The organism is Acetobacter oeni (assembly GCF_011516825.1).
Lineage (GTDB): Bacteria > Pseudomonadota > Alphaproteobacteria > Acetobacterales > Acetobacteraceae > Acetobacter > Acetobacter oeni.
In genome coordinates, this window is record NZ_WOTA01000014.1 from 57,682 (window position 1) to 82,658 (window position 24,977).

General features: G+C 57.6%; 24 protein-coding genes and 2 pseudogenes. 14 read left to right on the forward strand and 12 right to left on the reverse strand.

Features of this window, described 5'->3' with window-relative positions:
• Positions 1-1,053 carry a hypothetical protein gene (locus tag GOB90_RS10655; protein WP_146887606.1) on the reverse strand — a complete coding sequence of 351 codons (1,053 nt, stop codon included), beginning with the start codon at positions 1,051-1,053 and terminating at the stop codon, positions 1-3.
• Positions 1,054-1,167: 114 nt separating this feature from the next.
• Here GOB90_RS10655 and GOB90_RS10660 point away from each other — a divergent pair, with 114 nt between their 5' ends.
• Complete coding sequence (locus GOB90_RS10660) at positions 1,168-2,538, forward strand: RsmB/NOP family class I SAM-dependent RNA methyltransferase (RefSeq protein ID WP_146887608.1); 1,371 nt, start codon at positions 1,168-1,170, stop codon at positions 2,536-2,538.
• Between the two features lie 10 nt (positions 2,539-2,548).
• Positions 2,549-3,238, forward strand: a complete 690-nt coding sequence (locus GOB90_RS10665; RefSeq protein WP_146887610.1) for a hypothetical protein — start codon at positions 2,549-2,551, stop codon at positions 3,236-3,238.
• A 271-nt stretch (positions 3,239-3,509) separates the two neighbouring features.
• Here the strand turns inward: GOB90_RS10665 and fdhA are convergent, their stop codons facing one another.
• Positions 3,510-4,703: a formaldehyde dehydrogenase, glutathione-independent gene (gene fdhA / locus GOB90_RS10670; protein ID WP_146887612.1), complete on the reverse strand. Its 1,194-nt coding sequence runs from the start codon at positions 4,701-4,703 to the stop codon at positions 3,510-3,512.
• Positions 4,704-4,996: 293 nt separating this feature from the next.
• Between fdhA and rpe the strand changes: the two genes are divergently transcribed.
• The 5 genes from rpe (at position 4,997) to GOB90_RS10695 (ending at position 9,915) form a co-directional block, all read left to right on the forward strand.
• Complete coding sequence (rpe, locus tag GOB90_RS10675; protein WP_146887614.1) at positions 4,997-5,671, forward strand: ribulose-phosphate 3-epimerase; 675 nt, start codon at positions 4,997-4,999, stop codon at positions 5,669-5,671.
• Positions 5,672-5,711: 40 nt separating this feature from the next.
• Positions 5,712-7,568, forward strand: coding sequence for a heparinase II/III family protein (locus tag GOB90_RS10680; RefSeq protein ID WP_146887616.1), 1,857 nt, complete (start codon positions 5,712-5,714; stop codon positions 7,566-7,568).
• A gap of 45 nt (positions 7,569-7,613) precedes the next feature.
• On the forward strand, positions 7,614-8,732 hold the full coding sequence (locus GOB90_RS10685; RefSeq protein WP_146887618.1) for a glycosyltransferase family 4 protein: 1,119 nt from the start codon (positions 7,614-7,616) through the stop codon (positions 8,730-8,732).
• 107 nt (positions 8,733-8,839) lie between these two features.
• On the forward strand, positions 8,840-9,397 hold the full coding sequence (locus tag GOB90_RS10690) for a VOC family protein (RefSeq protein WP_242011943.1): 558 nt from the start codon (positions 8,840-8,842) through the stop codon (positions 9,395-9,397).
• Positions 9,397-9,915, forward strand: coding sequence for a cupin domain-containing protein (locus GOB90_RS10695; RefSeq protein WP_146887622.1), 519 nt, complete (start codon positions 9,397-9,399; stop codon positions 9,913-9,915). Before GOB90_RS10690 ends, GOB90_RS10695 begins: the two co-directional genes overlap by 1 nt.
• A gap of 93 nt (positions 9,916-10,008) precedes the next feature.
• Here GOB90_RS10695 and GOB90_RS10700 read toward each other — a convergent pair whose 3' ends face one another.
• The 4 genes from GOB90_RS10700 to zwf all read right to left on the reverse strand — a co-directional run bounded on the left by GOB90_RS10700 (position 10,009) and on the right by zwf (position 13,218).
• Positions 10,009-10,413 (reverse strand): hypothetical protein, encoded by a 405-nt coding sequence (locus tag GOB90_RS10700; protein ID WP_146887624.1) that lies wholly within the window; start codon positions 10,411-10,413, stop codon positions 10,009-10,011.
• A gap of 124 nt (positions 10,414-10,537) precedes the next feature.
• The gene (petA, locus tag GOB90_RS10705; protein WP_146887626.1) at positions 10,538-11,179 is read right to left on the reverse strand and encodes a ubiquinol-cytochrome c reductase iron-sulfur subunit; all 642 of its coding nucleotides are present in this window, start codon (positions 11,177-11,179) and stop codon (positions 10,538-10,540) included.
• 54 nt (positions 11,180-11,233) lie between these two features.
• The gene (locus tag GOB90_RS10710; RefSeq protein ID WP_242011944.1) at positions 11,234-11,701 is read right to left on the reverse strand and encodes a hypothetical protein; all 468 of its coding nucleotides are present in this window, start codon (positions 11,699-11,701) and stop codon (positions 11,234-11,236) included.
• Entirely contained in the window at positions 11,701-13,218 is a 1,518-nt protein-coding gene (zwf, locus tag GOB90_RS10715; RefSeq protein ID WP_146887628.1) for a glucose-6-phosphate dehydrogenase, read from the reverse strand. Before zwf ends, GOB90_RS10710 begins: the two co-directional genes overlap by 1 nt.
• A 261-nt stretch (positions 13,219-13,479) precedes the next feature.
• Here zwf and GOB90_RS10720 point away from each other — a divergent pair, with 261 nt between their 5' ends.
• Positions 13,480-13,752 (forward strand): DUF2312 domain-containing protein, encoded by a 273-nt coding sequence (locus GOB90_RS10720; protein ID WP_146887630.1) that lies wholly within the window; start codon positions 13,480-13,482, stop codon positions 13,750-13,752.
• Positions 13,753-13,876: 124 nt separating this feature from the next.
• Positions 13,877-14,635 (forward strand): hypothetical protein, encoded by a 759-nt coding sequence (locus GOB90_RS10725; protein WP_146887632.1) that lies wholly within the window; start codon positions 13,877-13,879, stop codon positions 14,633-14,635.
• A 77-nt stretch (positions 14,636-14,712) separates the two neighbouring features.
• On the opposite strand, the gene GOB90_RS10730 is transcribed toward GOB90_RS10725, so the two are convergent.
• The 4 genes from GOB90_RS10730 to GOB90_RS10745 all read right to left on the reverse strand — a co-directional run bounded on the left by GOB90_RS10730 (position 14,713) and on the right by GOB90_RS10745 (position 17,525).
• A complete protein-coding gene (locus GOB90_RS10730) occupies positions 14,713-15,924 on the reverse strand; it encodes a sensor histidine kinase (RefSeq protein ID WP_146887634.1) in 1,212 nt (403 codons plus the stop codon).
• 127 nt (positions 15,925-16,051) lie between these two features.
• Entirely contained in the window at positions 16,052-16,414 is a 363-nt protein-coding gene (locus GOB90_RS10735; protein WP_146887636.1) for a hypothetical protein, read from the reverse strand.
• Positions 16,411-17,361, reverse strand: a complete 951-nt coding sequence (locus GOB90_RS10740) for a DnaJ C-terminal domain-containing protein (protein ID WP_146887638.1) — start codon at positions 17,359-17,361, stop codon at positions 16,411-16,413. The genes GOB90_RS10735 and GOB90_RS10740 overlap by 4 nt, the downstream gene beginning before the upstream one ends.
• A complete protein-coding gene (locus GOB90_RS10745) occupies positions 17,358-17,525 on the reverse strand; it encodes a hypothetical protein (RefSeq protein WP_173572046.1) in 168 nt (55 codons plus the stop codon). Before GOB90_RS10745 ends, GOB90_RS10740 begins: the two co-directional genes overlap by 4 nt.
• Before the next feature lie 286 nt (positions 17,526-17,811).
• Between GOB90_RS10745 and GOB90_RS19190 the strand changes: the two genes are divergently transcribed.
• From GOB90_RS19190 to GOB90_RS10765, 5 genes and pseudogenes are all read left to right on the forward strand, one after another.
• The gene (locus tag GOB90_RS19190) at positions 17,812-18,330 is read left to right on the forward strand and encodes a cation:proton antiporter domain-containing protein (RefSeq protein ID WP_338077514.1); all 519 of its coding nucleotides are present in this window, start codon (positions 17,812-17,814) and stop codon (positions 18,328-18,330) included.
• Positions 18,315-19,316, forward strand: a pseudogene (locus tag GOB90_RS10750) (cation:proton antiporter domain-containing protein). The gene GOB90_RS19190 and the pseudogene GOB90_RS10750 overlap by 16 nt, the downstream one beginning before the upstream one ends.
• A 901-nt stretch (positions 19,317-20,217) precedes the next feature.
• Positions 20,218-20,940: a tonB-system energizer ExbB gene (gene exbB / locus GOB90_RS10755; protein WP_146887640.1), complete on the forward strand. Its 723-nt coding sequence runs from the start codon at positions 20,218-20,220 to the stop codon at positions 20,938-20,940.
• Positions 20,941-20,946: 6 nt separating this feature from the next.
• Positions 20,947-21,381, forward strand: a complete 435-nt coding sequence (gene exbD, locus GOB90_RS10760; protein ID WP_146887642.1) for a TonB system transport protein ExbD — start codon at positions 20,947-20,949, stop codon at positions 21,379-21,381.
• A gap of 47 nt (positions 21,382-21,428) precedes the next feature.
• Positions 21,429-22,271 (forward strand): energy transducer TonB family protein, encoded by an 843-nt coding sequence (locus tag GOB90_RS10765; protein ID WP_146887676.1) that lies wholly within the window; start codon positions 21,429-21,431, stop codon positions 22,269-22,271.
• A gap of 206 nt (positions 22,272-22,477) precedes the next feature.
• Here GOB90_RS10765 and aspS read toward each other — a convergent pair whose 3' ends face one another.
• Both aspS and GOB90_RS19195 read right to left on the reverse strand, forming a co-directional pair.
• Entirely contained in the window at positions 22,478-24,283 is a 1,806-nt protein-coding gene (aspS, locus tag GOB90_RS10770) for an aspartate--tRNA ligase (RefSeq protein ID WP_146887644.1), read from the reverse strand.
• A 249-nt stretch (positions 24,284-24,532) separates the two neighbouring features.
• Positions 24,533-24,837, reverse strand: a pseudogene (locus GOB90_RS19195) (transposase); the annotation flags it as partial.
• Positions 24,838-24,977: the final 140 nt, after the last annotated feature.

Below are 24,977 nucleotides of genomic sequence, written 5' to 3' on the forward strand. Positions count from 1 at the left end.
TCAGACTATCCTTGCGTCCAGGGCGATTTCCGTTCGGAGCATCCGTTCATTTCGTTCTGAAAGATATGTCACGTAATCGATTTCCCGCGGCCAGCCGGACAACACTGGACGCACTGCTCCAACACCTGGCGCATCATACTTGCCGGCGCTGTTTTTATGACCAAGAACCTGTGCAAGAGCAGCAAGATCCGCGACGGCATGTGCCCGACAGGGCGCATGCCGGATCTCCTGTGCCATCAGACAAAAACGAACCCAGCCGGCAAGTATCCCCAGTTCAGCGGCGAACGGATTACGTGCCGGGATCAGGCCGGTAAGACGCCCCGGCGTAAGCAGATAATCAGCCACGCCCGCATAAAACCCCTCAATCTGACTCAGCGCATGTTCAGCGAGCCGGACACATCGCCCCGCGCTGCTGCCGTTGTAATCTCCCGGCAGGATTTCCGGCAGGCCGCCGATTACCTTCCGCAACAGCGCAAGCCTGGGCGGAACCCGGGCAGCCAGAGCAGTCACCCGCTCCTGTCCGCCTGCACCGCTCTTCGGACCAGAAGGACGACGAAAAACCGATACCGCATGCAGCGGATTCAGACCGGTCTGAATCAGCGCACTGACGAGCCAGTCCGGAAGGTCTGAAGCGGCTCCGCGACGAAAAAATGTCGTGGCAATCTGGTTACGCAACGTATGCTGGCGGCACGCTTCAATTGCCCCGGTTTCCCGGGCAATGACCCGTGCCTCACGACCGGCAAACCCCGAAAGCGCAACAGCCAGGACATTGTCCCGAACATCATTCACCCGCGCCGGCTTCAGAGCGATACTCCGACGGATCATCACTCTGTCAAAGGCAGAAGGAACGAACCCGAAATCATCGAGCCGGTCCGGCGGCGCAACCAGCACTCCGGCTCCGAGCGGATTGGGCAGAAGAAGCTCTGCCGGCCGCACCGGATGAACCCGCAGCATCAGCCCGCCGAAGAGGGGACTGGTCGTCGGAAGAAAGATGGAGAGAGCCGGCGTTATTGATGCCGTCTGAATTTTCTGCGATTCAAGAACGCTCTCCATAGGTGCCGTGCTATCCTGTCTGCCAATATCGAAACGCGGTCATGCCAAAACGGGCTTGGCATCAGGACGAATGACGTGTCATGTCCTCGCCAAAGCACATTCAGACCGGGAACGATGAACATTCCGTCAAGCGAATCACAGAAGCCGAAACGTCCCGCTCGGGGCCATAACGCAGGATCACCAAAAAACCGTAACCGGAAAGGCAGCCGCCCCGCCCCCGTTACAAGCCCGGACCCGACGCGCGACATTGCCTTCGATATTCTCCGCGGCGTGATCGAAAACCGCCGGATGCTGGAGACCACCCTTTCCCGTTCTCCCGATGCAAAAACTGCGGACCCGCGTGACCGCGCCGCCGCCCATCGGCTGGCTGCCGCAGCCTTGCGTCACCTCGGCACCCTTTCCGCCGTGCTGGAACCTTTCCTGCGTAAAGAACCGCCCGAGCCCGTCCGTGCTGCCCTGCTGCTCGGCGCGGCGCAGCTCCTCTTCCTGGAGACTCCACCCCACGCCGCCGTCGGCACCACAGTCGACCTGATGCGCCGTCGCGGCCTCACGCCGTTTGCCGGCCTCTCCAACGCAGTCATGCGCAAAGTCGCAGCCGGTGGCGCTGGCCTGCTCGAAGGACTCGATCAGGACCGTCTCAACATTCCCCCCTGGCTCTGGTCTTCCTGGAAAACCCTTGGCCCCGGCGTAGCTCGTGCCATCGCGCGCGCTTTGTCACATGAAGCCGCTCTGGACCTCACCCTCCGTCCAGGCGTAGCAGCGCCCGAAGGCGGCGAAGTTCTGCCGACCGGCTCCATCCGTCTTCCGGCCGGAACCCGCGTGACAGAACTTCCCGGCTTCATGGAAGGCGACTTCTGGGTTCAGGACGCTGCCGCGACCCTCCCGGCCCGTCTCCTCGCCGTTAAATCCGGCGAACACGTCGCCGATCTCTGCGCCGCACCAGGCGGAAAAACTGCTCAGCTCGCCATCACAGGAGCCCGGGTCACAGCCCTCGAACGCGACCCGAACCGCCTTGAACGTCTGAAACAAAACATGGAACGCCTCAGGCTCGACGTCACCACCGTCTGCACCGATGCCGCTACCTGGCAGCCTGACGCGCCACTGGACGCCGTCCTCCTTGATGCCCCCTGCTCCGCCACCGGCACGGCAAGACGTCATCCCGACGCCCTCTGGATCAAACGGCCCCGCGATCTCGCAGCTCTGAACGAAGCTCAGGATTCTCTTCTCGTCGCTGCCGCCCGGATGCTGAAACCGGGAGGGCGCCTCGTCTACGCGGTCTGCTCCCTTCAACAGGAAGAAGGCCCCGATCGCGTCCGGGCCGCTGAAAAATACGGCCTGAAATCCGATCCGATCCGACCGAACGAGCTTGCCGATCTTCCGGAAGCCCTCACCCCGGAAGGCTGGTTACGCACCCACCCCGGCATGTGGCCGGATCGCGGTGGCATGGATGGCTTTTTTGCCGCCCGCTTTGTGAAAGCATCCTGAGAACGTCACCATGATGACCGGCAACGCCATTTCAGACATGACCGAAGCCAGCGGGTGCGCCTCCGAACATATCGACACCCCGGCAGGGCGCGCACTCTGGCGCGACATGCTGGAATATGCGCCGAAACTCGAAACTCTCATCCGCTACATTACACAGAAGCAGTGCACACTGCAGGAAAGCCACCTCTGCTGGTACCAGCGCGAACTCTTTGAACGCCGCTTCTTCCGGGTTCCCTCGCCTCTTACCGCCCGAATGATCCACTCCGGCGAATCCCGTCTCTCCGGCGAACAAGCAACTATCTTCCGTCTCCCTGCCGCCCCTGCCATCACTCTGATCAGTACCGGCACCGACAAATATTTCCCTCTGGATGCCGTAATTCTGCCCGGGATCGAAACCGGTCTCATCTTCGGATCGCGCAATACAAATCTGCGCGGGATTGACATACCCGTCTGGCAGCAATCCCATCCCGTTATCCATGCCGTCGCTCTATGCCGCATGGCTCCCTTGCAACAACAGATTCCATACCTGCGGGAAGTCACTGCACTCCGGCGTTACGTCGCACCCGCACATATCGAGGGACTATCGGCTTCCCGGGCAGACGTCCTTTCTCTTGTTCGGGAACTGTGCGACTGGCCCATAAGCGCTCCCGGAGAAAAAGGACTAAACAGATCAGGGCAGATTGTATTCCGGTTCGGTTAAAACTTATCATTACGAGAAGATGCGCCCTGCTGGAATTTAATCTGCTCTTCTAAAAATCAGCCCTGACACAATGTGAAAACCTCACTGCGGGATGCTGACAGCTACCATAACGATAGAATTTCTTAATCCAGCAACCTGGATTTCTTACAAATTCAGACAAACCTGACGGTAACCCGGTGATTTCGGAAAACCGGATTCCAGAACAACCGCTACGAACGGCGATATGACGTAAGCCCATGACATCTCCGGCCATGAGCTTACAAAAAACATTTCATGCAGCTGTTTTCAGCAGGCCATGCGGGTCAAGAACGAATTTACGAGGCGCCCCTTTGTCAAAATCACGATAGCCCTGCGGCGCATCCTCCAGACTGATCACTGTTGCATTGACGATCTCGGCAATAGGCAGCCGACCGTGCAGAATAGCCTGCATAAGCTGCCGGTTATAACGCAGCACAGGCGTCTGCCCTGTGTGGATAGACTGACTTTTTGCCCAGCCCTGACCAAGTTTTAAAGTGAGATTGCCTTTCTGTGCATCTGCCCCCGGCGCTCCAGGATCTTCTGTCACATAAAGACCGGGCACGCCGATTGCACCAGCCGGACGGGTCACTTCCATTGCCTGGTTCAGAATAACGGCGGGCTGCTCCCTGCCATCGTAACCACGAGCCTCAAAGCCGACAGCATCAATAAAACTATCGACTTCGGGAACGCCAATGATCTGCTCGATGAGATCTCCGAGCCTGTCATGACCCGTAAGATCTACAGGCTCAAAACCAACGCTTTTCGCATGGGCCAGACGCTCGGCATTAAAATCCCCGATCATGACCACAGCCGCCCCGAGAATCCGGGCGGAAGCCGCGGCGGCCATGCCAACAGGACCGGCGCCAGCGATATAAACAGTCGATCCGACGCCAACTTTAGCATTGATCGCACCATGAAAACCGGTCGGAAGAATGTCGGTAAGCATTGTGAGATCGCGGATACGTTCAAACGCCTGCGCCTTATCGGGAAAACGGAGGAGATTGAAATCGGCGTAGGGTACCATGACATAGCGCGCCTGGCCGCCGACCCAGCCACCCATATCCACATAGCCATAAGCACCACCGGCACGACCTGAATTGACCGTCAGGCAGACGCCCGTGTGCTGCTCACGACAGCACCGGCACCGGCCACAGGCAACATTGAAGGGGACGGAAACAAGATCGCCCTTCCGAACCATCTCGACATCCGAACCCGTTTCAATAACTTCGCCGGTAATTTCGTGACCAAGAACCAGACCGGCCGGAGCCGTCGTCCGACCTCGCACCATATGCTGGTCAGAACCGCAGATATTGGTGGAAACGACTTTGAGAATGACACCGTGTTCGATCTTTCTGCCTTCCGGCGTCACCATTTCAGGATCGTCAATCCGCTGCACTTCCACATGTTCGGGGCCAAGATACACGACCCCCCTGTTTGAATCAGACATGACCTATCTCCAGGTTCGGGCTGCGGCCGTTCCCTCGGGCCGGATTAACCCGGCCCGACGCTTTTCGTCGGGCAGAGCTACAACGCCCGGAAAAGCATTCGGATACCGGCAGATTCCGGCCTCATAAGAGATCGTTGCCGGAACTCCATGTTCTGCGGCGAGTTTGCTGATCAGGAGCCCAGGGACCCGCTCTTATCCCGGCCGGCTTCCGGACAAACCATCCCCGTCCATTTCGTAAAAAAGAGTTTCATCAGGTGGTTGCGCAGGAACCGGTGATTACCGATAACGGAGTTATGACGAATCCCGCCTCCCTCATCATCGCGCCGAGTGTTCTGGCCGCCAACTTCGCCCGCCTCGGTGAGGAAGTGACCGCCATTGAAAATGCCGGCGCGAACTGGATCCATCTGGATGTCATGGACGGTCATTTCGTTCCAAATATCTCCTTCGGCCCCGCTGTGGTCAAAGCTTTGAGGCCCTGCTCGTCTCTTCCGTTCGATGTTCATCTGATGATCGAACCCTGCGATCCTTATCTTGAAGATTTTGCGAAAGCCGGGGCGGATCACATCACCGTCCACGCTGAAGCAGGCCCCCATCTGCATCGCTCTCTCCAGCGCATCCGTGCTCTGGGCGTAAAATCCGGCGTTTCCCTCTGTCCCGCCACCCCCCCCGAGCAGCTCTCGCAGGTTCTCGATATGGTCGACATCATTCTGGTGATGACCGTCAATCCGGGCTTTGGCGGTCAGAAATTTCTGACCAGCCAGATCGCGAAAATTGCACGTCTGAGGGAAATGATCGACGCCAGCGGCCATGATATCCGCCTTGCTGTGGATGGTGGCATCGACGCCGAAACTGCCCCGCTCGCTGTTACAGCAGGCGCGGATGTCCTGATCGCGGGCAGCGCAGTCTACGGCGCAGCGGATTACTCCGCCGCCATTCATGGCCTGCGCGGAGCCGGTCAGACGCCGTGACTAAAAACTGCCACTGTCTATTGCGACAAGACGTTCACATATGAGTGTACGCCGCTGGCTGCGCGACATGCGCCTGTCCCTTGCTCTGCTCGGTCCCTTTGGAGGAGCGCGGTCCATCCCCGACGTTCCTGCGTGCACGGTGCGGGACCCATGGCCCGGCAATGCCGCCAACGGCGAACTGATCGTTCAGGGGTCTGCGACCCATGGTGGCGTTACCCGTATTTTATCTTATTTGCACTGGTCCGAGCCGAACTGGCCTGTCCCGTTTGTTAGCTGGTTTCAAGGCTTTGAATGGCTCCGGGACCTGCGGGAACTCGGCTCCGAATCAGCCCGGGCCAAAGCGCGCTCCATGGTTGCCACATGGACCGGTCAGCCAATGAGCGACACGGCCCTGCGCGACCCCGCCATCACCGGTGCGCGCATCGCTTCCTGGCTGTCGCACTACGATTTTTTCGCTGCCTCCGCAGACGACACTTTCCGCCACAACCTGATGGTGCATATCGCACTCGAAGCGCGGACCATCATGGCTCTGATGCCGACCGGGCGACACGACTGGACCTCGCTGCGCGCCCTGAAAGGCCTGCTCGCCGCCGCGATTGCACTTCCCGGTCAGACAGGATTCCTCGCCCGTTATATGCGGCTGATCGATCCTGAGCTGGACTGCCAGATTCTTGCTGACGGCTGCCACGCATCCCGCAGTCCCGAAGCCCAGTTCCTTGTCCTGCGAGAACTGGCCGAAATGCGGCTCATGCTGCAAACAGCCCGGATTCCCATGCCGACCGCTCTCGCAGCCGCGCTTGACCGCATGGCCCCCGTACTGCGCGCCTTCCGTCATGGCGACGGCCACCTCGCTCTGTTCAACGGTGCGGCACCACATGAACCGGCCCTGATCGACCAGGTTATCGCACGTGCCCTGCCTCGCGGTCATGTCCTTGCCCGCGGCATGCCGGACGGACGTTTCATCCGTGCCGCTTCAGGCAACACAGTGCTGTTTGCCGATGGCGGTCCGCCAGCGCCGCCTGGCTTCGACGCGCTCGCTCATGGCGGGCTGCTGTCCATGGAACTGTCCTCGGGCCGCTCCAGGATTGTCGTGAACTGCGGAGCCAGCGGCCTGCCAGCGTGGCGCGGTGTCCTGCGCGACGCGCCGGCTCATTCCGTCCTGTCCATCCCTGTCTGCCCGCCCGTGCAATGGGATGAAAACGACCATATCAAAACCCGCCCCACCGTCACCAGCCGGCATGAAGTGCTGGGTGCCGACCACCTGATCGAACTCAGTTCAGACTGTTACCGGCAGACAGGGGTTACGACTTATCATCGTCGCCTCTATTTAAGTCAGGAAGGCACGGATCTGCGCGGCGAAGACCGGCTTGATTGCGCCGGCCCGCTACCGGAATTTCTTCTGCGTTTCCATCTGCATCCGGACGTCAAGGTTGAGCTGGAAGATACCGACATTCTTCTCCACACCCAGGAAGAAATGTGGTGCTTCAGAAGTGATGGCTATTCATCGATTGAGGAAAGCGTCTGGTTCGGTGGCCCGCGACCGGTTTCTACGCTGCAGATCGTCGTGCGTCCTGCCGAACTGGCAGCGGAAACAGAAAAAGCCGCGCAAAGCAGCCTGGAAAGTGAGATATACGGCGATACATTGCCATCTGCTGAAACAGAAAACAGCATATCCCAGCCTGAACAGGACGAACGCTCAACAGAGACGGACGCCGATCACGCAGACACGCCTGAAACACTGCGGGCTGAGGTCTCTCAGCATTCGGAAACAGTCTCGGAGACCCGGACCGATACACCGGAACATGATACGAGCGCCCTTCATTCTGAAGAGCCCGCACCTGAACCACCGGTTTTCGCCAGCGCCATCCGCTGGGCCTTTACCCGTCTGGATGGCTGACAACACTCCGCACACGACCGGGGCCTGTAGAAGCGGATTTCCGGTATGAAAATCCTCGAAATCACCAACGTCGATTTTTCCTTGCGGCATTTTCTCCTGCCCCTGATGCGTGAACTCCGTGAGCGCGGCCACGAGGTTACAGGCGTGTGCGCCGATGGCCCGCTCATCAGAGACGTTCGGGACGAAGGCTTCAGCGTCGTCACCGTTCCGATGGCCCGCTCCTTCTCACCTATCGCACAGGCCCGTGCTTTCCTCGCGCTCGTTCGTCTCATTCGCCGTGAACGCCCTGACCTTGTCCATGCTCACATGCCGATCAGCGGTCTGCTCGCCCGCTTTGCCGCAAAACTCTGCGGTGTCCCGCATATCGCCTATACCTGCCACGGCTTCCTCTTCAACCAGCCCGGCTCCGGTCTGCGCCGTCTCACTGCCCTCGTCCTGGAATGGATCGCCGGTCACATCACCAGCACCTATCTCACTGTCTCCCGCGAAGAAGCCGCCGATGCGCGGCGGCTCCACATCCACCCGCACCCCCATGCCATTGGCAACGGCCGCGATCCACGCATTTTCATGCCTGACCCTGCCGCACGCACCCGCATCCGCGCCGAATTCAACATCCCTGAAGACCGCACCGTCATCATCGCGGTCTCACGTCTTGTACGTCACAAAGGTTATCCGGAGCTTCTTGTCGCCATGGAGGCCGTTCCCGACACAGACCTCTGGATCGTTGGCGAACGTCTGACCAGCGACCATGGCGAATCTCTCACTCCCGTCTTCGACCGTGCGCAAAAGACGCTCGGCAGCCGCCTCCGCTTCCTGGGCTACCGGACAGACATCCCCGCACTTCTCGCCGCTGCCGACATTTTCACCCTGCCAAGTCACTTCGAAGGGCTGCCCATGTCCATCATCGAAGCCATGATGACCGGCCTTCCCGTCGTCGCCACCAGTATCAGAGGCCCTCGCGAACAGGTGGTCCCTGAAGAAACCGGTCTCCTCGTTCCCTCCGGCGAAACCGCACCGCTGGCCCGTGCCCTCACACGCCTTGTCAGAAACCCCGACCTCCGTCACGTCATGGGCACACAGGCGCGCGCCCATGCTCTGAGCCGCTTCAACGAACAGACCGTACTGGCCCGGACAGCGGCATTGCTGGAAAAAGACAAGGCCTGAAAACATCGGCCAGACAGGCCATCATGATAATCGGAGCCGGATGATGCTCTGAATGTGGAACCCGCTGCATGTCAGGCTGTTGTTTTTCTGAAAGGGAGGACTTTGCCTTGACGACAAATGTTCCGGACGATCACTCCGGCCTGCCTCGCGGGATAGATCATGTCGGCGTCACCGTTCCTGAGATTGAAGAAGCTGTTCACTTTCTTGAGCAGGCCTTTGATGCTGTGCCGCTTTATCGCAATGTTACACCTGACCATGCGCAAAAAGGTCCGAAAACCGAGAAGACTCTCGGGCTTGTTCCGGGAACGGTGGTACGCGAGATGTGCATGATGGCGCTGGGGCATGGGCCGGGTATTGAATTATTTGAAATGCACGGACCGGATCAGCGCCCGGCCTTGCGTCCATGTGATTTCGGGTTGCAGCATTTTGCGGTTTATATCGACGACATCGAAACAGGATGCCGGCGCTTCGTGGAAGCTGGCGGTGTATTGCTGACAGAGCCTCAGGAGCAGCCTTTTCTGGAAGATGGCCCGGGAAATCTGTTTTGTTACGGGCGGACCCCATGGGGCATGATTATTGAGTTACTCGCAACACCGAGCCGGGAGCGCTTCGATGCCGTTTCGCCGGAAAAGCGTTATGAACCACCCCGGCGGGAGATTTCGTAATGCGGAGGTCCAGGTTCTTTTTTGCAGCGGTGGTTTTCCCCTGTCTTTTCGGAATTGCCCGGGCTGACAGCACGCCGTCACATCCGACAATGTGGTACTGGCATAACTGGACGGATCATGACGGTGTCAGCCACATGACACACTGTCCCGTTCAGAACTTTGATCTTAAAACGATGTCAAAACCTGCCGGACCGCAATGGCAGGACCGCCTGAAGGCAGGTCCGTCTCAGGTAATTTTTACCGTGCAGCCGGCTCACTGGGACGGATCGTGGCATCCCGACCCGAAGGTTCAGTGGATTATTCCTCTGAAAGGGTCGTGGTATGTCACAGCTATGGATGGCAAAAAGGTCATCATGGGGCCGGGCGACGTGTCACTGGGAGAAGACCAGAAAAGCAGGAAAGACGCCCGTGGTCATATCGGGCATTTTGCCGGGAATGTCGGAGACGATCCTGTCGAGCTGATGGTCATTCAGACGGATGAGACGCCCACGACCGATCAGCCCTGCCGGTTCAGATAGAAGACTGACAACCGTATATTATCAGTTTGCCGGCCTTTTTCGCGAAGCGCCAGTTTACTCGTATGCCATCGTAAGTGATGTGAACGCATTGCCTCAGAGGCGGGAAAGCGGCAGCTCAAGGCGATGCTCGGGTGTGTCTCCGACTATCTTCAGCACACCGAAATTCTCCGAGGTCATCGTAAAACTGACGGTCACCTTGCCATCTGTGACCGCCCATGTGTTGTCCGTCGTATGACCGAGTGCAAGATCGGCCTTACCGGTCTTCTGGAGATTTTTTGGAAGATGCAGCAGCAGGCGGCTCGCCGGACCGGCCGCGCGATTGGCTGTGATGACCACTGGCGGCATGCCCATTGATGACCACGTTCCTGCTATAGCCGAAGCAGAATAGATCGTCGTCTCCTGTCCGGAGGAAGATTCTGTATCAGCTGCAGCAGAGGGCGAGAGACTGAAGCCGGTCACCGCCAGAAGCACGGCTGCGGAGAGAAGAGCCTTGCGCATATGAGACATCCTTGCCTGAACAGCTGCCTATGGCCGACCGGGGCAGATCCATATTCAGCCGGAAAATAATCGTGGAACTGATGTGCCGCAGCCGGACAGCAGCGTCCAGCCCGGCAGATGGAAATCAGATCTGCACAATACTGCTGAAATCGAATGACTGGCCCGCCGGGCTCTCACCGATACGCACACGGGTGGGAGAGAGCATCCGGTGCGGGGGCACGGGAAGATTATACGGAGCAGGCACGCCAGCGAATACACGTCCGGCGATATCGAATTTCGACCCGTGGCACGGACACGCATAGCCACGCTGACCTGCGCTGGCATTACCGGCCCCGTATGTCGGGACACAACCCAGATGGGTGCAGACACCCACCAGAAATCCGTATTCGGGGACCAGAGAACGATGCCAGTTGGCCGCATAGTCCGGTTGCTGAAGAACCTTTGAGTCCGGGTCACGGAGCTTTGCCCGCAGGGCCGGTGATTTCAGCAGATCAAGAGACTCCGGCGTGCGGCGCGTAATGAAGAGCGGGTTAGCTTGCCACACGACAACAATCTGCTGACCCGGCGCAAGCGTCGAGAGATCGACGTCGACCGGAGCGTGTGCCGCAGCATTCTCGGGCGGGACAAGACTGTCGAGAAAGGGCCAGGCCATGGCGCAGATGCCCGTAGCAACCGTAGCACCTGTCACGAGTGACAGCATATCACGACGTGGCGGGTTTGCCGGGCCATCATCGACCGAATGAGAGGTGAACGGAGAGCCGATCATATCTGTTCTGCTAGCGTTCCATCCCTTGTCCCGCAAGGGCAAAAGCGCCGGGGGTCAGGGGATGGGATGGAATGTACCTGACGTGCCCTGATCCGTCTCGACCCGCTGCGCCGGGCGATCGACCCGAAGAGTGAACAGTTTCGGCAGGGACAGATCCGGTTTCGGACACGTTCCCGAATGTTTTTCCATTACGTCGATCATGGTGGCGGTCGGAGGCGAATTGCCATTGACGACGAACAGCAGACAATCGGGCCGGTCTCCGGTCATGCCATTTCGAGTGACGGTCATCCTCAGATGCTGCACGAGCGCGGTGTCATCAAACCAGCTTGTGGGCTTGAACGTGTACTGGTCGACGAGCCTGTCCATGAGACCCGACTTTGCCAGAATGATCATAAGCACAGTGAGGGGCAGGACGAGAATCAGCCGCCTCATGATGTGCTGACGCAGAGTCCGGCCTTTAAACGGACCGCTGGTGAAACGGCGCGGCCCGCTTGTGTCGCCCGGCATATCTGGGGCTGCCATCAGGTTTTTTCCTTCCATACAAAACCGTCGTCCCGGAGCAGTTCGTCAGCCGAGGCCGGTCCCCGGCTTCCGGCGGGATATGTTTCCATCGGACGCACATTTTCAGCCCAGCCATCGAGAACAGGTTCGATCCAGCGCCAGGAAGCCTGAACCTCATCTCGCCGGATAAACAGCACCTGATCGCCCCGGACAACCGCCATCAGCAGATCCTCATAGGAATCCGGATAACGGGTGCCGAATGTTTTTATATAGGACACGTCAAGATTGACATCCCGGAGGCGGAAACCTTCAGCAAGAGGGTCTTTGCTTGACAGCGACAATGACACTCCTTCGTCCGGCTGGATCCGAAGCACAAGGCGGTTTGGTTCCGGAGTGTCTTTAAAAATTGCCCAAGGCTGCGGACGAAATTCAATGACGACTTCCGATTCCTTATGAGCCATCCGCTTACCCGTGCGCAAATAGAACGGCACACCCGCCCAGCGGGTTGTCCGTATCTCCGCACGGATAGCGAGGAAAGTCTCCGTATTGCTTGCATCAGAGCCCAGATCTTCCAGGTATCCATCAACACGCTTTCCGTCGACCATGCCCGCCACGTACTGGGCACGCACGGTGTCAGAAGCGATACTGACTTTGTCCATTGGTTTCAGCGCACGCAGAATCTTAAGCTTTTCATCCCGCAGATCCATAGCGGAAAGCGCTGTGGGAGGCTCCATCGCAACGAGGCTCAGCACCTGCAAAAGATGATTTTGCACCATATCGCGCAAAGCACCGGCTGTGTCGTAATAAGGTCCGCGCTTACCGACGCCTACAGTTTCAGTGGCGGTAATCTGGACATGGGCGATAGAGTCAGCGTTCCAGACGCGTTCCAGGATCGGATTGGCAAAGCGGAGCGCCAGAATATTCTGCACTGTCTGTTTGCCGATATAATGATCGATGCGAAATATCTGTTCTTCCGCAAAATGCCGGCCTACGCCGTCATTGATCGCCCTGGCGGATACAAAATCCGTACCAATCGGTTTTTCAAGAACGATCCGCGTCGTTGCAGTAATCAGGCCGTGGTCGGCTATGGCATCGGCGGTCGCGACATAAAGCTTCGGAGCGGTTGCCACATAGAAAACCCTTACGCGCTGCGGATTTACCGAAAGCAGCGTTTCCAGAGGTCTCCATTCCGCAGAAGTATCGCTGGCGTCCAGAGAGACATAATGAACAAGCTCCAGGAACTTTTCAGCATCCTTATTATCGCTAGCAAAAGAAGCCGAGAACTCGCTCAGGGCACTCCTGGCCCGTTCTCTGTAAACCTCCACAGACAGGTCTGACCGCGCGACCCCGATAATTTTTGTGTCGTCAGCAATCTGGCCCATGCGGAAACGCTCGAAAAATGCCGGAAGCAATTTCCGCATTGTCAGGTCGCCCGTGGCGCCGACAATGACAAAATCGAACGAGGCCTGATGTGATTCGTTCGGTCCGGTGTCGGTCTCAGCCCACGCAGTTCCTGCTTTTCCGGCATTTTCAGCCATCCGCGATTTCCTTTCAGGTGACAAATACCTTGCCGTCAGACGCACCTTGCAGGTGTGCTGTCACGCCTCGCATATCGGGGTCACACGCGGCAATAGCGCCTGCGCATTTACGGTCAGACGCGAAAACGAAACCAACGCACCAGAGTTCCGTAATATGCGGCCCTCGTCATTCCTCAATTGACCCAGATGCCTTCAACGGGATAATCCCCCGCTTCGATCTGATCCCGAAGCAGGGATCGTCCGCACGAGGAGAGCCGCGAAATGGATACCGACGTGATGTCAGATGGCGATGACGCCGCGGTCGGAGGCATCGCAGCAGACCGCCTCCGGAGCATTATTGAGCGCGTTGAACGCCTTGAAGAGGAGCGAAAGGCGCTGGCTGGCGATATCAAGGATATTTTTTCTGAGGCAAAGTCCGCTGGTTTCGACGTGAAGGTCATCCGGCAGATTATCCGGCTGCGCAAGCAGGAACCGGCTGAAGTTGAAGAGCAGGAAACTCTGCTGGACATCTACCGGCGTGCGCTGGGCATGTAATGTCAGGGTGCGACTGTTTGATATGATCGGTTATGGCGCGGTTCCCCTGACTGCGCGATGACTGCATTGTCTGGTATCCGACGCTTCTGGATACAGGGCGTCCCTGTGGAGCGTTCGTCTGACAATGTCACCTGTGCTTCCTGAATGGCTTCCTCTCTGGGCACAACTGCTGCTCATCGTAGCCACCGCCCTGTTTGGCGTGTGCTTTCTGCTCATGCCGTTTGCGGTATTCGGCCTTAAAGGACGGTTATCTGAAATTGAATTACAACTCGCGGATGTACGTGCTGATCTGCGCGTGATCACGGCTCGCCTGGCCTCAGCAAGCCCTGAGCCTGCGGAGCAGCGGGAGCCCTTTGCAGCGGCACAGGAAGAATGGGTGCCGCCTGCAAAAAAGGAGCAAACATCGGCTGAACCGCGCTTTCAGTCGGCAAAATCTGATCAGGCCATCGCGAGTCCGGGTTTAAACGCCGAATCGGGAACCTTTTTTCCGCCTTCCGGAGGGAAGACGGAGGCCACATCGGAGACGAGGCCCGCTCACAGGAACGAGCCGGATGAAAATTCACCTGTCGGCGAGGCTCCACGTTCGGCTGCCGAAGGGACCGCAGCACGAGTAACATATGGGTTTTCTTCCGCGCCGCGTGTGTCTGACGCGTATCAGCCCGAGAAAAATATTCTTCCCGAGCTTCGTGCTTCGCGTCATGCCCCTCCGGTGCGGATCAATGAAAAAAAACCGGACGGGAACCACGACGGTCCCGGACGCCGCATGCCCTGGCATGAGTCTCCGTCTTCCGAGAGTGATCGCAAGGGGCCTGCTGCCGGAGAACGTGACAATGCAATGCGCACAGAACCAACGCTGCGATGGCCATCCCGCCGCCCGGAATAGCTGTCAAAAGAGGTGAATGCCTTTTTGCGTAATTAAATTCTCACGCACAGAGGAAAACGGGACAGACTTGGATTAATTTAATCCGGCAACGCACCGTCAACTTTGCCGACAGGTGGGTGCGCGGGCATACAGAAGATAAACCGGGTCAGTCTTCCGGTTGTTTCCACCCGAAGTGTGCCGCCATGCGCATGGGCTATTTCAGACGCGATATACAGACCGAGGCCAAGGCCTCGCTGTTTGTCGTCAGCATGTCCCCGCCTGAAGGGCCTGAACATCCCGCGAATAGTTTCCGGTGCGATCGGCTCGCCTTCATTGGTGACAGACAGTTCAAATTCAGATGCACGACTCACAGTCTGCACAATGATAGGTGCACCGGGCGTGCCGTAGGTCACTGCGTTTTGAAGAAGATTTGCGAGAACCTGCGAAAGCCGAACGATATCGCATGACACCTGGGCGCCGCACTCCAGTTCAGACCGAATATCGGCTTCCGGAAAGGCAGTCCGGATTTCCTCAATAATCTGATTTAACGCATCGCAAGGGCTGTCTGCTGTTTTCCGATCGAGAATGAGCCCCGAGCCAAATCTGATTTCAGTGAAATCCAGAGTTGTGTGGATCAGGTTGTCCATTCGTGCCGCGACACGACGAATTTGCGGGACGAGTTCAGCCAGACGTTCGGGACGACGTTCAAGCAGTCTCAGACCCGATACGATAGCCGTAAGCGGATTACGAAGTTCATGGATGAGGACTGCAATAAATTTTTCCCGATGCGACCCCAGCTCCTGTTCGTCCTCCAGTGCAGCCTCACTCTGGTGAAGGCGCCCCAGCGATTGCAGATTGTAGCCGATCAGTTCGGCAAAAAGGCGAAATATCTCACGTGTCTTCTTTGAACCAACCTCACAATATTCCCGACTGAAACCACATAAAGTGCCAAAAAACTGTCCGTCAGGAAGTGTGATCGGGACAGAAATATAGCTGCGCACACCAAAACTTCCCAGGATCTGATGCTGATATCCACCAGAAGCCGCAATGACGTTATCAATAACGACAGGAGCACACGCATCGCGAACATCCCGGCAGAGCGTCTGTTCAATTGGCAGCCGGCTACCCGGGATGATACCGAAATCGGCATGGTCTTCTACTGCGCAGGCGATCCAGCGGGATTCCGTAACGTGCGCAATAGCTGCAAAAGACACGCCGGTCGTTCTGCACACGGCATCCAGCACCGTAGCTACGCCTGGAATTTCCTGAACGGCCGTAACTTCCGCCGGAAAACTGGTGTCGCCGGTCACGGCGTGTGAAGATTATTCATAGGAGCGCCTCTCATATCGCGCACCATTTAACAGCCCGGCACCAGGAAGTCGATTATCATCCTCGTGACCACATAGGTTAAAAATACTTATAAAACTCTGTTTCTGTTCAGTTTTTGCTTCCACCTGAATGCTCGCGCACGATGTCCTGAAGAACGGATCTGATCTCACCGGCAGTTTCTGCGGCAGCAGCTTTTCCGTCCCCGGTAAGCGCTGATGCAAGCAGACGCATCTGGCGTCGTGCCGCATACAACTGGTCAAGAAGCGACAGAACGAGCGGAAGCGCGTCTTCTTCCACCCCGAGTTCATCGCGCAGTTCGATAATCAGACGGGCTCTCGCCTCATCCATATCCTGAAACAGGTAATGCCCGGGAACACCGTCCGCACGAAGCCAGTCTAGCCTGATCCAGTTCTCGATTTCCACCACACTTGTCCCGCCGAGGCGAACAGAGAGAGTCTCAATCGTGATCATTTACTCTCTCCGTCTGTTGCCTCCGCGAGGTCGGGTGCGGGCGCAATATTTTTCAGGAACTCCCTGAATTTATCATCAACCTTACCAATATGAACTTCGAGAGTCACATAGAGATTCCCGGCGGGATGTTTACCGTGTTCCTTTACACCGCGTCCCCGAAGACGCAGGACCGCCCCTGTGTCCGAACCGGCCGGAACATTCATGCGGACGGAACCGGATGGCGTCGGCACTGTAATCGGTCCTCCGAGCACGGCTGTACGGACGTCTACAGGAAGACGCTCACGCAGATCACGTCCTTCACGGGTGTACCGGACATCCGGAGTGATTGTGATTGTGATCAGCGCATCGCCGGTGGCGCCACCACGGCTTCCCTCCCCGCCCTTACCACGCAAACGCAACACCTGGCCGTCCTCAATGCCTGGCGGAATTTTGACGTCCAGCGTCGATCCGTCAGGCAAAGAGACACGGGACGTTGTCCCAAGCACGGAATCAATAAAACTGACCGTCAGCGAATAGGAGCGATCCGGACCGCGTTCAGGTCCGGCGGGACGACGATTAAAACCACCTCCGCGATTACCGAACATATTGCCGAAGATATCGCCAAGGTCATCCTGCGAAAACCCTTCCGCGCCAGCACCTCCGCCGTAACGAGAGCCATGCGCCCCTTCGGCAAAATCACGATACCCGCCGTTTGCGCCGTAACCTGGCGGAGCACGCTCCTGCCCCGCAGCATCGATTTCACCGCGGTCATAGCGCCCGCGCTGGGCCTCGTCAGAGAGAAGATCGTTTGCCCGGCTGACAGCCTTGAACTTTTCCTCGGCCTCTTTATCACCCGGGTTCAGATCCGGATGATATTTTTTAGCCAGCGACCGGTAAGCCTTACGGATATCATCCTGGCTTGCGGTTCGCGCCACTCCCAACGTCTGATATGGATCGGCCGCGCTCACTCACCCCCTCCTTCTGCCGGTATTTTTATACCAAAATTTTCTGTATCGAGCAGATCTGTCAGCACGGCGACAGCCACGTCAGCGGCAATACCATTCTTTTCGGCATCCGCTATCAGTGCATTCAGGCGCGGCTCAAGAAAATCAGCCGCTTTTCCCAGCGCCATCACTCAGCTCCAGTCTTCTGCGCGGTCCAGCCGCGAATTCATTATCGGCGCCTTGTCACAACTCCCTTTCAAAGGCGAGTCTGACAAGCCCGTCCTGTCTGTAACCAACCTGGTCCCCACAAATGCAGGAGCACCAGGTTTTACGGTATGCTTCTGAAAATAATGGGAACGCAATCGGGCCGGGTCAATGGCATGAGCAAAATGAAAGCACGGCCCGAACTTTCGCACCGGCCCCTTTTCCCAAAGACACGCCCCGTCAACCTGAAGTAATTTTCCTGACAGAGGGATGGAAAAACCGATCCGCACCGGGCACAGAGTGCCGGTATTGCTTTGCGAGAAGTGCATGATCCCAACGCTGACAGCTATCACTCTGCTTCTCGTGACCGGCCTGACCGGTGCTGTGGCCCGACTGCTCCCACTGGCAATTCCCCTGCCTCTTCTGCAAATTGCGGCGGGGAGCATGGCCAGTCTTGCCGGCTTCAATCTGCCGCTTTCTTCTGAACTGTTTCTGTTACTGCTGATTCCGCCACTCCTGTTTCTCGACGCTTATCGGATTCCCATGCGTGAGGCGGGGGAACTACGCGGGATCATTCTTTCGCTGGCACTGGGGCTGGTGGTTTTCAGCGCGGTAGTCGGAGGCTATTTCATTCACCGGGTCATGCTGGCAATTCCTCTGGCCGCAGCGATTGCACTGGCCTCGGCGCTTTCACCCACGGATGCCGTTTCGGTCGGGAGCATGTTGTCCGGCGGGGTTACGACGATCCGCCGAGCCACATCCTGCTTTCGCTTATGCTACCTTATGTGATCTGCCTCACGGCTGAGGAAATTAACTGTTCGGGCATTCTTGCGGCAGTGGCGGGCGGCATGACCGTGCGGCTGAGTGGCGTGATGAGCGATACGCAGATCGAGACACGGATAAAAGCCACAATGCTGTAGGACATGGTCGGCTCGACGTTTAACGGGCTGGTATTTGTCGTGCTTGGCCTTCAGTTGCCCCGACTTGTCGGAGAAGCCAATCAGGTCGTGCGGGCGGAGGGGTTTTCTCCGTGGGTTCTGCCGTTGATGATACTGGGCGTGCAGGTAGCGCTCAGTGTGATCCGGGCTTTCTGGATCACGATAACGGGCGGGCTTCAGTGCCTGACAGGCAGGTTACGACATCGCCCGGAAGTGATGCCCTCATGGCGCGGAATCCTGGTAATGACTCTGGCGGGAACGCGCGGTGCGGTAACGCTGGCGGCGATTATTTCATTACCTCCGGAGGAAGAACTCCCGGGACGAACAGTTCTCGTTGTCCTGGCAACCGGGGTGATTATTACTTCATTGCTCAGCGCAGCATTCGGCCTCCCGCGCGTGTTACGATTGCTGCCGCAAAATGAGGGGGAAACACCAGCGCAGCAAGAATTGACGGAGACGCGGATCGCTCTCACCCGGTCGGCTATCGCGGTATTGCAGGCAGAGCAGTTGCGAAGACAACCGGATGCCGCGCGCAGAACAGATGCAGTTACCCTGCTGATGAGCGAATATAGCGATCGGATGCGCCGGCTTGATACGAAGACGGCTGATCCGGAAGGAAAGCGGGCCACGAGCGTCAGGCAAAAGCGTGAGGAAATTGCTCTGCGACTGCGTATTCTGCGGCTTCAGCGTCAGGTTCTCAGCGGCCTGCTGTCTGACAGGGTAATCAATGATGTGACGGAGCGCACAGTCAGCCGGCAACTCGATTTCCAGGAACAGGAACTTCAGATAGAAGCTGCGGATATGCCGCGACTTCCTGAGCTTTTGCCGACGACATAAAACCCTTTCGCTCCGGCTGCCGCTTTTGTCCACGAAACGCCTGATGCGAGACGGCCTGATTTATCTCATCTCGTGCCCGCTGATACTTCGAAGGCTTCACCTGGATGCGTCCACTAAACAATGAATCGTGCGGGTGGAGCGTGGCGTGGATTGCGATTCACCGTTTTCATTGATGAAATGGTGACGGCCCGGACATTGAGTGATGATCTTCGGGTGCACATTCGTGAAGCCAAGGCAGCGGACGGCCTGGCCCGTTCAGTGGCGAACCGGTTCAGAATCGGTTTTCGACGGTGATCTGGTGGCCTCGACATGAGCACCAGAACGGCGGGCGGATGGCGAGCCACCCGGGCAGCAAGGCTTGAATCAAGAGTGGCCACACGGCGGCCTGTGGGAGGTTTATATATTTTACAAATGCGAATAATTATCATATGCATAGCGTATGATATTACGTCGAGTGGATGTGCCCTGTGACATCGCATGTTTCCATGCCACTGGTTTGGGATTCAAAAATTGTCGAGTCAGGCTTGTACTCTGGTCATGCAAATCGTGTGCAGGGTCAACCTGCCTATACTGTTTCAGAACAGATATCTGATGTTCTCGCGAAGGACAGCGTTTCCCTTCGTAAGGCACTGCCTCCGGATAGGTCCGACACCAGCGTGCCCATGACTGCGCAAAAGGCGCGGGAGCTCTGGCCGGCGGATTATATGTTGTGGACATGTGGTGCCATGCCGGTTGCACGAACCGGAAAACTGGCGATTTCCGGTCTGCCATTTGTTCTGCCGGGTCAACGCGTCTTACGACTGATGCTGTCCCAAACTGTAATTTTCATTTCTTTCATTGTGACTGGATGGTGGCCTGGTCGTGCCAGCCGCGTCGATCCGTCATTACCCGGAGGCCGCCCATGACTGATCAGTCTTTTTCTCCGTGGGAGATGTTTTTTTCTGCCGGTCCGGTTGTCCGGTGCGTGATGATCCTTCTGGCGACAGCAACGATACTGACCTGGACGATTTTTATTGCCAAATCAGTTGAACTGGCCAGTGTCCGGCTGAAACTGAAGAAGGCAGAGAACGCTCTGGAAGAAGCTGACACGCTGAATTTTGGAGAAGAATGGACTCGCGACAACGGGATCGCCCATACGCTGATCATGGCGGCAGAAACTGAATGCAGACGTTCCCAGGATATCCCTGATGACAATGAGGGACTTAAGGAACGAATTGTTCTGCATCTGGAGCGTCTGGAGGCTGCTGAAGGGCGGCGACTGATGCGCGGCACCGGTCTGCTGGCCACGATTGGCGCAACCTCTCCTTTCGTAGGGCTGTTCGGCACCGTATGGGGCATTATGACATCTTTTACCGGCATTGCAGCCAGCAAGGCCACCAGTCTTGCCGTGGTGGCGCCGGGCATTGCCGAGGCGTTGCTGGCAACGGCGCTGGGACTGGTGGCCGCTATTCCGGCTGTGGTGATTTACAATCATCTGGCTCGTCAGTGTGCGTCCTGTCGGGCGCAGGTAGCGGATCTGACGGCGCTGGTCATGAGGCTGGTTTCGCGCGACCTGAGCCGTATGCGCGTAATCCCGGCCAGAGGAAGTGTCGTGCGGTTCGGATCACGCCTGGCCGGGGAGTAAGGCGCCATGATCCGTATCCGTCATACTGATGACGCCATACATGAAGCTCATGAAATTAATGTCACACCATTTATCGACGTCATGCTGGTTCTGCTGGTGATCTTCATGGTTACAGCACCGCTGACGACTGTAAATGTTCCGGTAGACCTCCCTTCCTCAAGCGAAAAGCCCGCACCACGTCCGGATGATCCGGTATTCCTCACTGTTAAAGCGGATCACGGGCTGGCGCTCGGCGAAAGCAATATTTCCGGTGACACGCTCACTACCAGTCTTTTGACGGCGACGAAGGGAAACAGGAACGAGCGGATATTTCTTCGAGCCGACAAAACTGTGGATTATGGCACTCTGATGAGCGTGATGGATAAGCTGCGCACAGCGGGTTACCTCAAAGTGGCACTGGTCAATCTCCAGGGCCAGAACGAGGAGAACTCTCCCCCGTGACAACCCGCGTGTCCGATCAGGTCGGCGTCCCGGCTGCGTCCGAAAACATCGTGGCGGAACATGAGAGAAAAATCGTTTGTTTCCGCGACTGGCACGCTGCAAATCTGCGGGCAGCGCAGAAACGTGATATCCTTCTGTGGGGCAATTCTTTTCTGTCTGTTCTTGCGCTGTCAGGAGGGACTTTATGGTTTATTATATGTCTGCATCCCGTAGTTGCAGCTTTACCTGAGCCTGTGCCTGCCGCCATTGCCATTGACATGGCGCCCGAACCCGTGTCGGCCCTCATGCCACCGACCGATGTAGCACCAGGTCCGCAGCAGACACTCTCACAGTCTGACCCTGTGCCGGATCCGCCACCAAAGATTACGGCCCCGCTCTCCCCTGCGCCAAACCCTCCTGTTCCGGTGCCACAGGCAGAAAAGCAGAAAATCCTGAAGAAGAAGTCCAGGCCGTCGGTACAACTGCAGAAGCGGGTGTCGCCCCAAACTCCGGCAGCCGAGGCGACAACGGCACCGCCGTCCGCGGAAGCGCTACCTGCGCCGGTTCAGGCGGCTCCGACGCCAGGCTCATCCTCGTCGCCGACATCTTCTGACCAAGTAAGCTGGCAGGGTACTTTGCTGGCGCGACTGGAAAAATATAAGCGTTATCCGGAGGAAGCTCAGTCTGCCCGACAGGAAGGGACGGCGTTCCTGCATTTTTCGATGAATCGCAAAGGTCATGTAATTTCAGCCAGTATCGAGACCAGTTCGGGTCATAGTCTGCTGGATCAGGAAACAATGATGCTGGTCCACCGTGCTGAACCATTGCCGGCTCCTCCTGACAGCATCGCGGGCGACCCGATCACACTCACCGTGCCGGTTGAGTTCTATCTTAATCAGAACCCTCGCTGAGACATCCACTGCCCCTAAAGCGGATATGGACAGCGATCAGGTTTCCCGAATATCGTCTCTGTAGTCATTCGATGAATGATCCCTGATCTTTCGGTATTCTTGGAGAGTTTTTTGCAAAATCAGGCTTTTAATCTGATGTGAGCAGGAGGCCTTGCCTCCTGTGAGGGAGACGGGGCTGAGCCCCGCCAATATCGTTTCCGGACAGATCAGGCTTTCGGCTCGGTCTTTGCGCCTGGCTTTGGCTTCGGCAGATCAAGCGCGATGGAAAGCTCTTTCAGACGAGCAGATTCGACCGGAGCCGGGGCGCCCATCATGAGATCTTCGCCCTGCTGGTTGAGGGGGAAGAGAATGACCTCGCGAATATTTGGCTCGTCGGCGAGCAGCATGACAATACGGTCCACGCCTGGAGCGGAGCCACCATGCGGCGGAGCGCCATAGCGGAAGGCGTTGAGCATGCCACCGAAACGGGCTTCGACTTCGCTCTCCGGGTAGCCGGCGATCTCGAAGGCACGGATCATCAGATCCGGGAGGTGGTTCCGGATGGCACCGGATGAGAGTTCGATACCGTTGCAGACGATGTCGTACTGCCAGGCCTTGATGGTCAGCGGGTCCTGGGTGTTGAGGGCTTCGAGCCCTCCCTGCGGCATGGAGAACGGATTGTGTGAGAAGTCGATCTGCTTCGTCTCTTCGTTCATCTCGTACATCGGGAAATCGACAATCCAGCAGAAGCGGAAAGCATTCTCTTCGATGAGGTTCAATTCGGTGCCGATACGAGTGCGGACGAGGCCTGAGAATTTCACGACTTCATCACCCTTCCCTGCCGCGAAGAAGACGGCGTCTCCGGCTTTAAGCCCGGTTTTCCTGCGGATGGCTTCGACGCGGTCGGCTTCCAGATTTTTGGCGATCGGGCCTTTGCCGCCGTCCTGCTCAAAGATGATATAGCCGAGGCCGCCTGCGCCGCTTTCGCGGGCCCAGTTGTTGAGTTTGTCGAAGAAGGCGCGGGGGCGATCACCGGCTCCCGGTGCCGGGATGGCGCGGATTTCGCCGCCATCGGCTGCGATTTTAGCGAAGAGGCCGAAGCCGGAGCCGGCGAAGGCTTCGGTGACGTTGCTGATCTTCAGCGGGTTGCGGAGGTCGGGCTTATCGGAGCCGTAGATGGCCATTGATTCGGCGTAGGGAATACGCTCGAAGGGGGCCTGGCTGACGGTACGGTCATTGCCGAATTCGCGGAAAATGCCCTCCATGACGGGTTCGAGCGTGGCGAAGACTTCATCCTGAGTGACGAAGGCCATTTCGAAATCGAGCTGGTAGAATTCGCCGGGGCTACGGTCGGCGCGAGCAGCTTCGTCGCGGAAGCAGGGCGCGATCTGGAAGTAACGGTCGAAGCCGGCGACCATCGCGAGTTGTTTGAACTGCTGCGGAGCCTGTGGAAGAGCATAGAATTTGCCGGGGTGCATGCGAGCCGGGACAAGGAAGTCACGGGCACCTTCCGGCGAGGATGCGGTGAGGATCGGGGTCTGGAACTCGGTGAAGCCCTGTTCGATCATCCGCTTGCGAAGGCTGGCGATGACTTCAGCGCGGAGCATCATGTTGCGGCGGACTTTTTCGCGACGCAGGTCGATATAGCGGTATTTGAGGCGCAGGTCCTCAGGGTAGTTCTCGCTGCCAGCGACCTGGAGCGGGAGGACGGCGGCGGCGGACTGGACGACGAATTCCTTTGCCTGGACTTCGATATCGCCGGTCGGAAGGTTGGGGTTCCGCGTGGTTTCTTCGCGCAGGACAACCTCACCTGTGATGGTGACAACACTTTCGACGCGTATGTGTTCGGCGGTTTCCATCACGGGAGAGCCAGCCGGGATCACGATCTGGGTGAGACCGGTGTTGTCCCGGAGGTCGATGAACAGGAGGCCGCCGTGATCACGTTTGCTATGCACCCATCCGGAGAGGCGCACGGTTTTTCCGGCGTCTCCGGCGCGGAGGGCGGCGCAGCTATGGGTGCGATACGGATGCATGATCTGGTCCTGCCGGTTCGTTGTGTGTGACCACTGCGGTCCGCCGGGGCGGGTTTTGCGCAGCATTTTAAGTGGGGTCGGAGGAAGCCGGTCAGGGTCTGTTCTGTCAAGTCCGCAGGTCGGTTTGTTGGGGAGGAGTGCCTTTCTGCATCGTTTCCAGCTGTAGAGTGTTCCAGGCAGGTCAGGCTCAGGCTTATGAGGATTCAGGAGAGGTTTGGATTATGCCTCTTTACGAGCACCACGCTATGTCTGGTGAGCACGGACGATTGTGCTGTCGATCATCATGTATTCGTTGTCGTGATCAGCAGCCAGATGCCGGAAAATCCGTTCGATCATGCCACTTTCGCACCAGTGGTGCAGCCGTCTGTGAACATTCTTCCAGTCCCCGAACCGGGGTGAAAGGGTGCCCAGGGGTTGCCGGCGCGATAACGATACAGAACGGGTTCGACAAACAGAGGGTTATCGGCGGACGTCCTCCCGACATGCCCAGCGCGACCCGGGAGAAGGCCCTTTATCCGCTCCCACTGGCTGCCATTCAGACCATACTGCCGCATCTGCATATTCCCCTGAAAACAGGGAGAAAAACATCACAAAATGAGCGGAAGTACAAGGCCGCTATCGATGCTCCTTAACTAACGATCCGCCTCAGGCTCAGGCGCTGTTAATTTATTGAACTGAGTGACGTGGCTTTACT

Bases quoted from the DNA above. Each gene is read 5' to 3' on its own strand.
- GOB90_RS10725 (WP_146887632.1), top strand. From the start codon at position 13,877: ATGTCACCTGTGCTTCCTGAATGGCTTCCTCTCTGGGCACAACTGCTG.
- GOB90_RS10660 (WP_146887608.1), top strand. From the start codon at position 1,168: ATGAACATTCCGTCAAGCGAATCACAGAAGCCGAAACGTCCCGCTCGG.
- rpe (WP_146887614.1), top strand. From the start codon at position 4,997: ATGACGAATCCCGCCTCCCTCATCATCGCGCCGAGTGTTCTGGCCGCC.
- GOB90_RS10735 (WP_146887636.1), bottom strand. From the start codon at position 16,414: ATGATCACGATTGAGACTCTCTCTGTTCGCCTCGGCGGGACAAGTGTG.
- exbB (WP_146887640.1), top strand. From the start codon at position 20,218: ATGACTGATCAGTCTTTTTCTCCGTGGGAGATGTTTTTTTCTGCCGGT.
- GOB90_RS10655 (WP_146887606.1), bottom strand. From the start codon at position 1,053: ATGGAGAGCGTTCTTGAATCGCAGAAAATTCAGACGGCATCAATAACG.
- GOB90_RS10685 (WP_146887618.1), top strand. From the start codon at position 7,614: ATGAAAATCCTCGAAATCACCAACGTCGATTTTTCCTTGCGGCATTTT.
- GOB90_RS10745 (WP_173572046.1), bottom strand. From the start codon at position 17,525: ATGGCGCTGGGAAAAGCGGCTGATTTTCTTGAGCCGCGCCTGAATGCA.
- petA (WP_146887626.1), bottom strand. From the start codon at position 11,179: ATGATCGGCTCTCCGTTCACCTCTCATTCGGTCGATGATGGCCCGGCA.
- exbD (WP_146887642.1), top strand. From the start codon at position 20,947: ATGATCCGTATCCGTCATACTGATGACGCCATACATGAAGCTCATGAA.
- zwf (WP_146887628.1), bottom strand. From the start codon at position 13,218: ATGGCTGAAAATGCCGGAAAAGCAGGAACTGCGTGGGCTGAGACCGAC.
- fdhA (WP_146887612.1), bottom strand. From the start codon at position 4,703: ATGTCTGATTCAAACAGGGGGGTCGTGTATCTTGGCCCCGAACATGTG.
- GOB90_RS10700 (WP_146887624.1), bottom strand. From the start codon at position 10,413: ATGCGCAAGGCTCTTCTCTCCGCAGCCGTGCTTCTGGCGGTGACCGGC.
- GOB90_RS10680 (WP_146887616.1), top strand. From the start codon at position 5,712: ATGAGTGTACGCCGCTGGCTGCGCGACATGCGCCTGTCCCTTGCTCTG.
- GOB90_RS10710 (WP_242011944.1), bottom strand. From the start codon at position 11,701: ATGGCAGCCCCAGATATGCCGGGCGACACAAGCGGGCCGCGCCGTTTC.
- aspS (WP_146887644.1), bottom strand. From the start codon at position 24,283: ATGCATCCGTATCGCACCCATAGCTGCGCCGCCCTCCGCGCCGGAGAC.
- GOB90_RS10665 (WP_146887610.1), top strand. From the start codon at position 2,549: ATGATGACCGGCAACGCCATTTCAGACATGACCGAAGCCAGCGGGTGC.
- GOB90_RS10695 (WP_146887622.1), top strand. From the start codon at position 9,397: ATGCGGAGGTCCAGGTTCTTTTTTGCAGCGGTGGTTTTCCCCTGTCTT.
- GOB90_RS10720 (WP_146887630.1), top strand. From the start codon at position 13,480: ATGGATACCGACGTGATGTCAGATGGCGATGACGCCGCGGTCGGAGGC.
- GOB90_RS19190 (WP_338077514.1), top strand. From the start codon at position 17,812: ATGGAAAAACCGATCCGCACCGGGCACAGAGTGCCGGTATTGCTTTGC.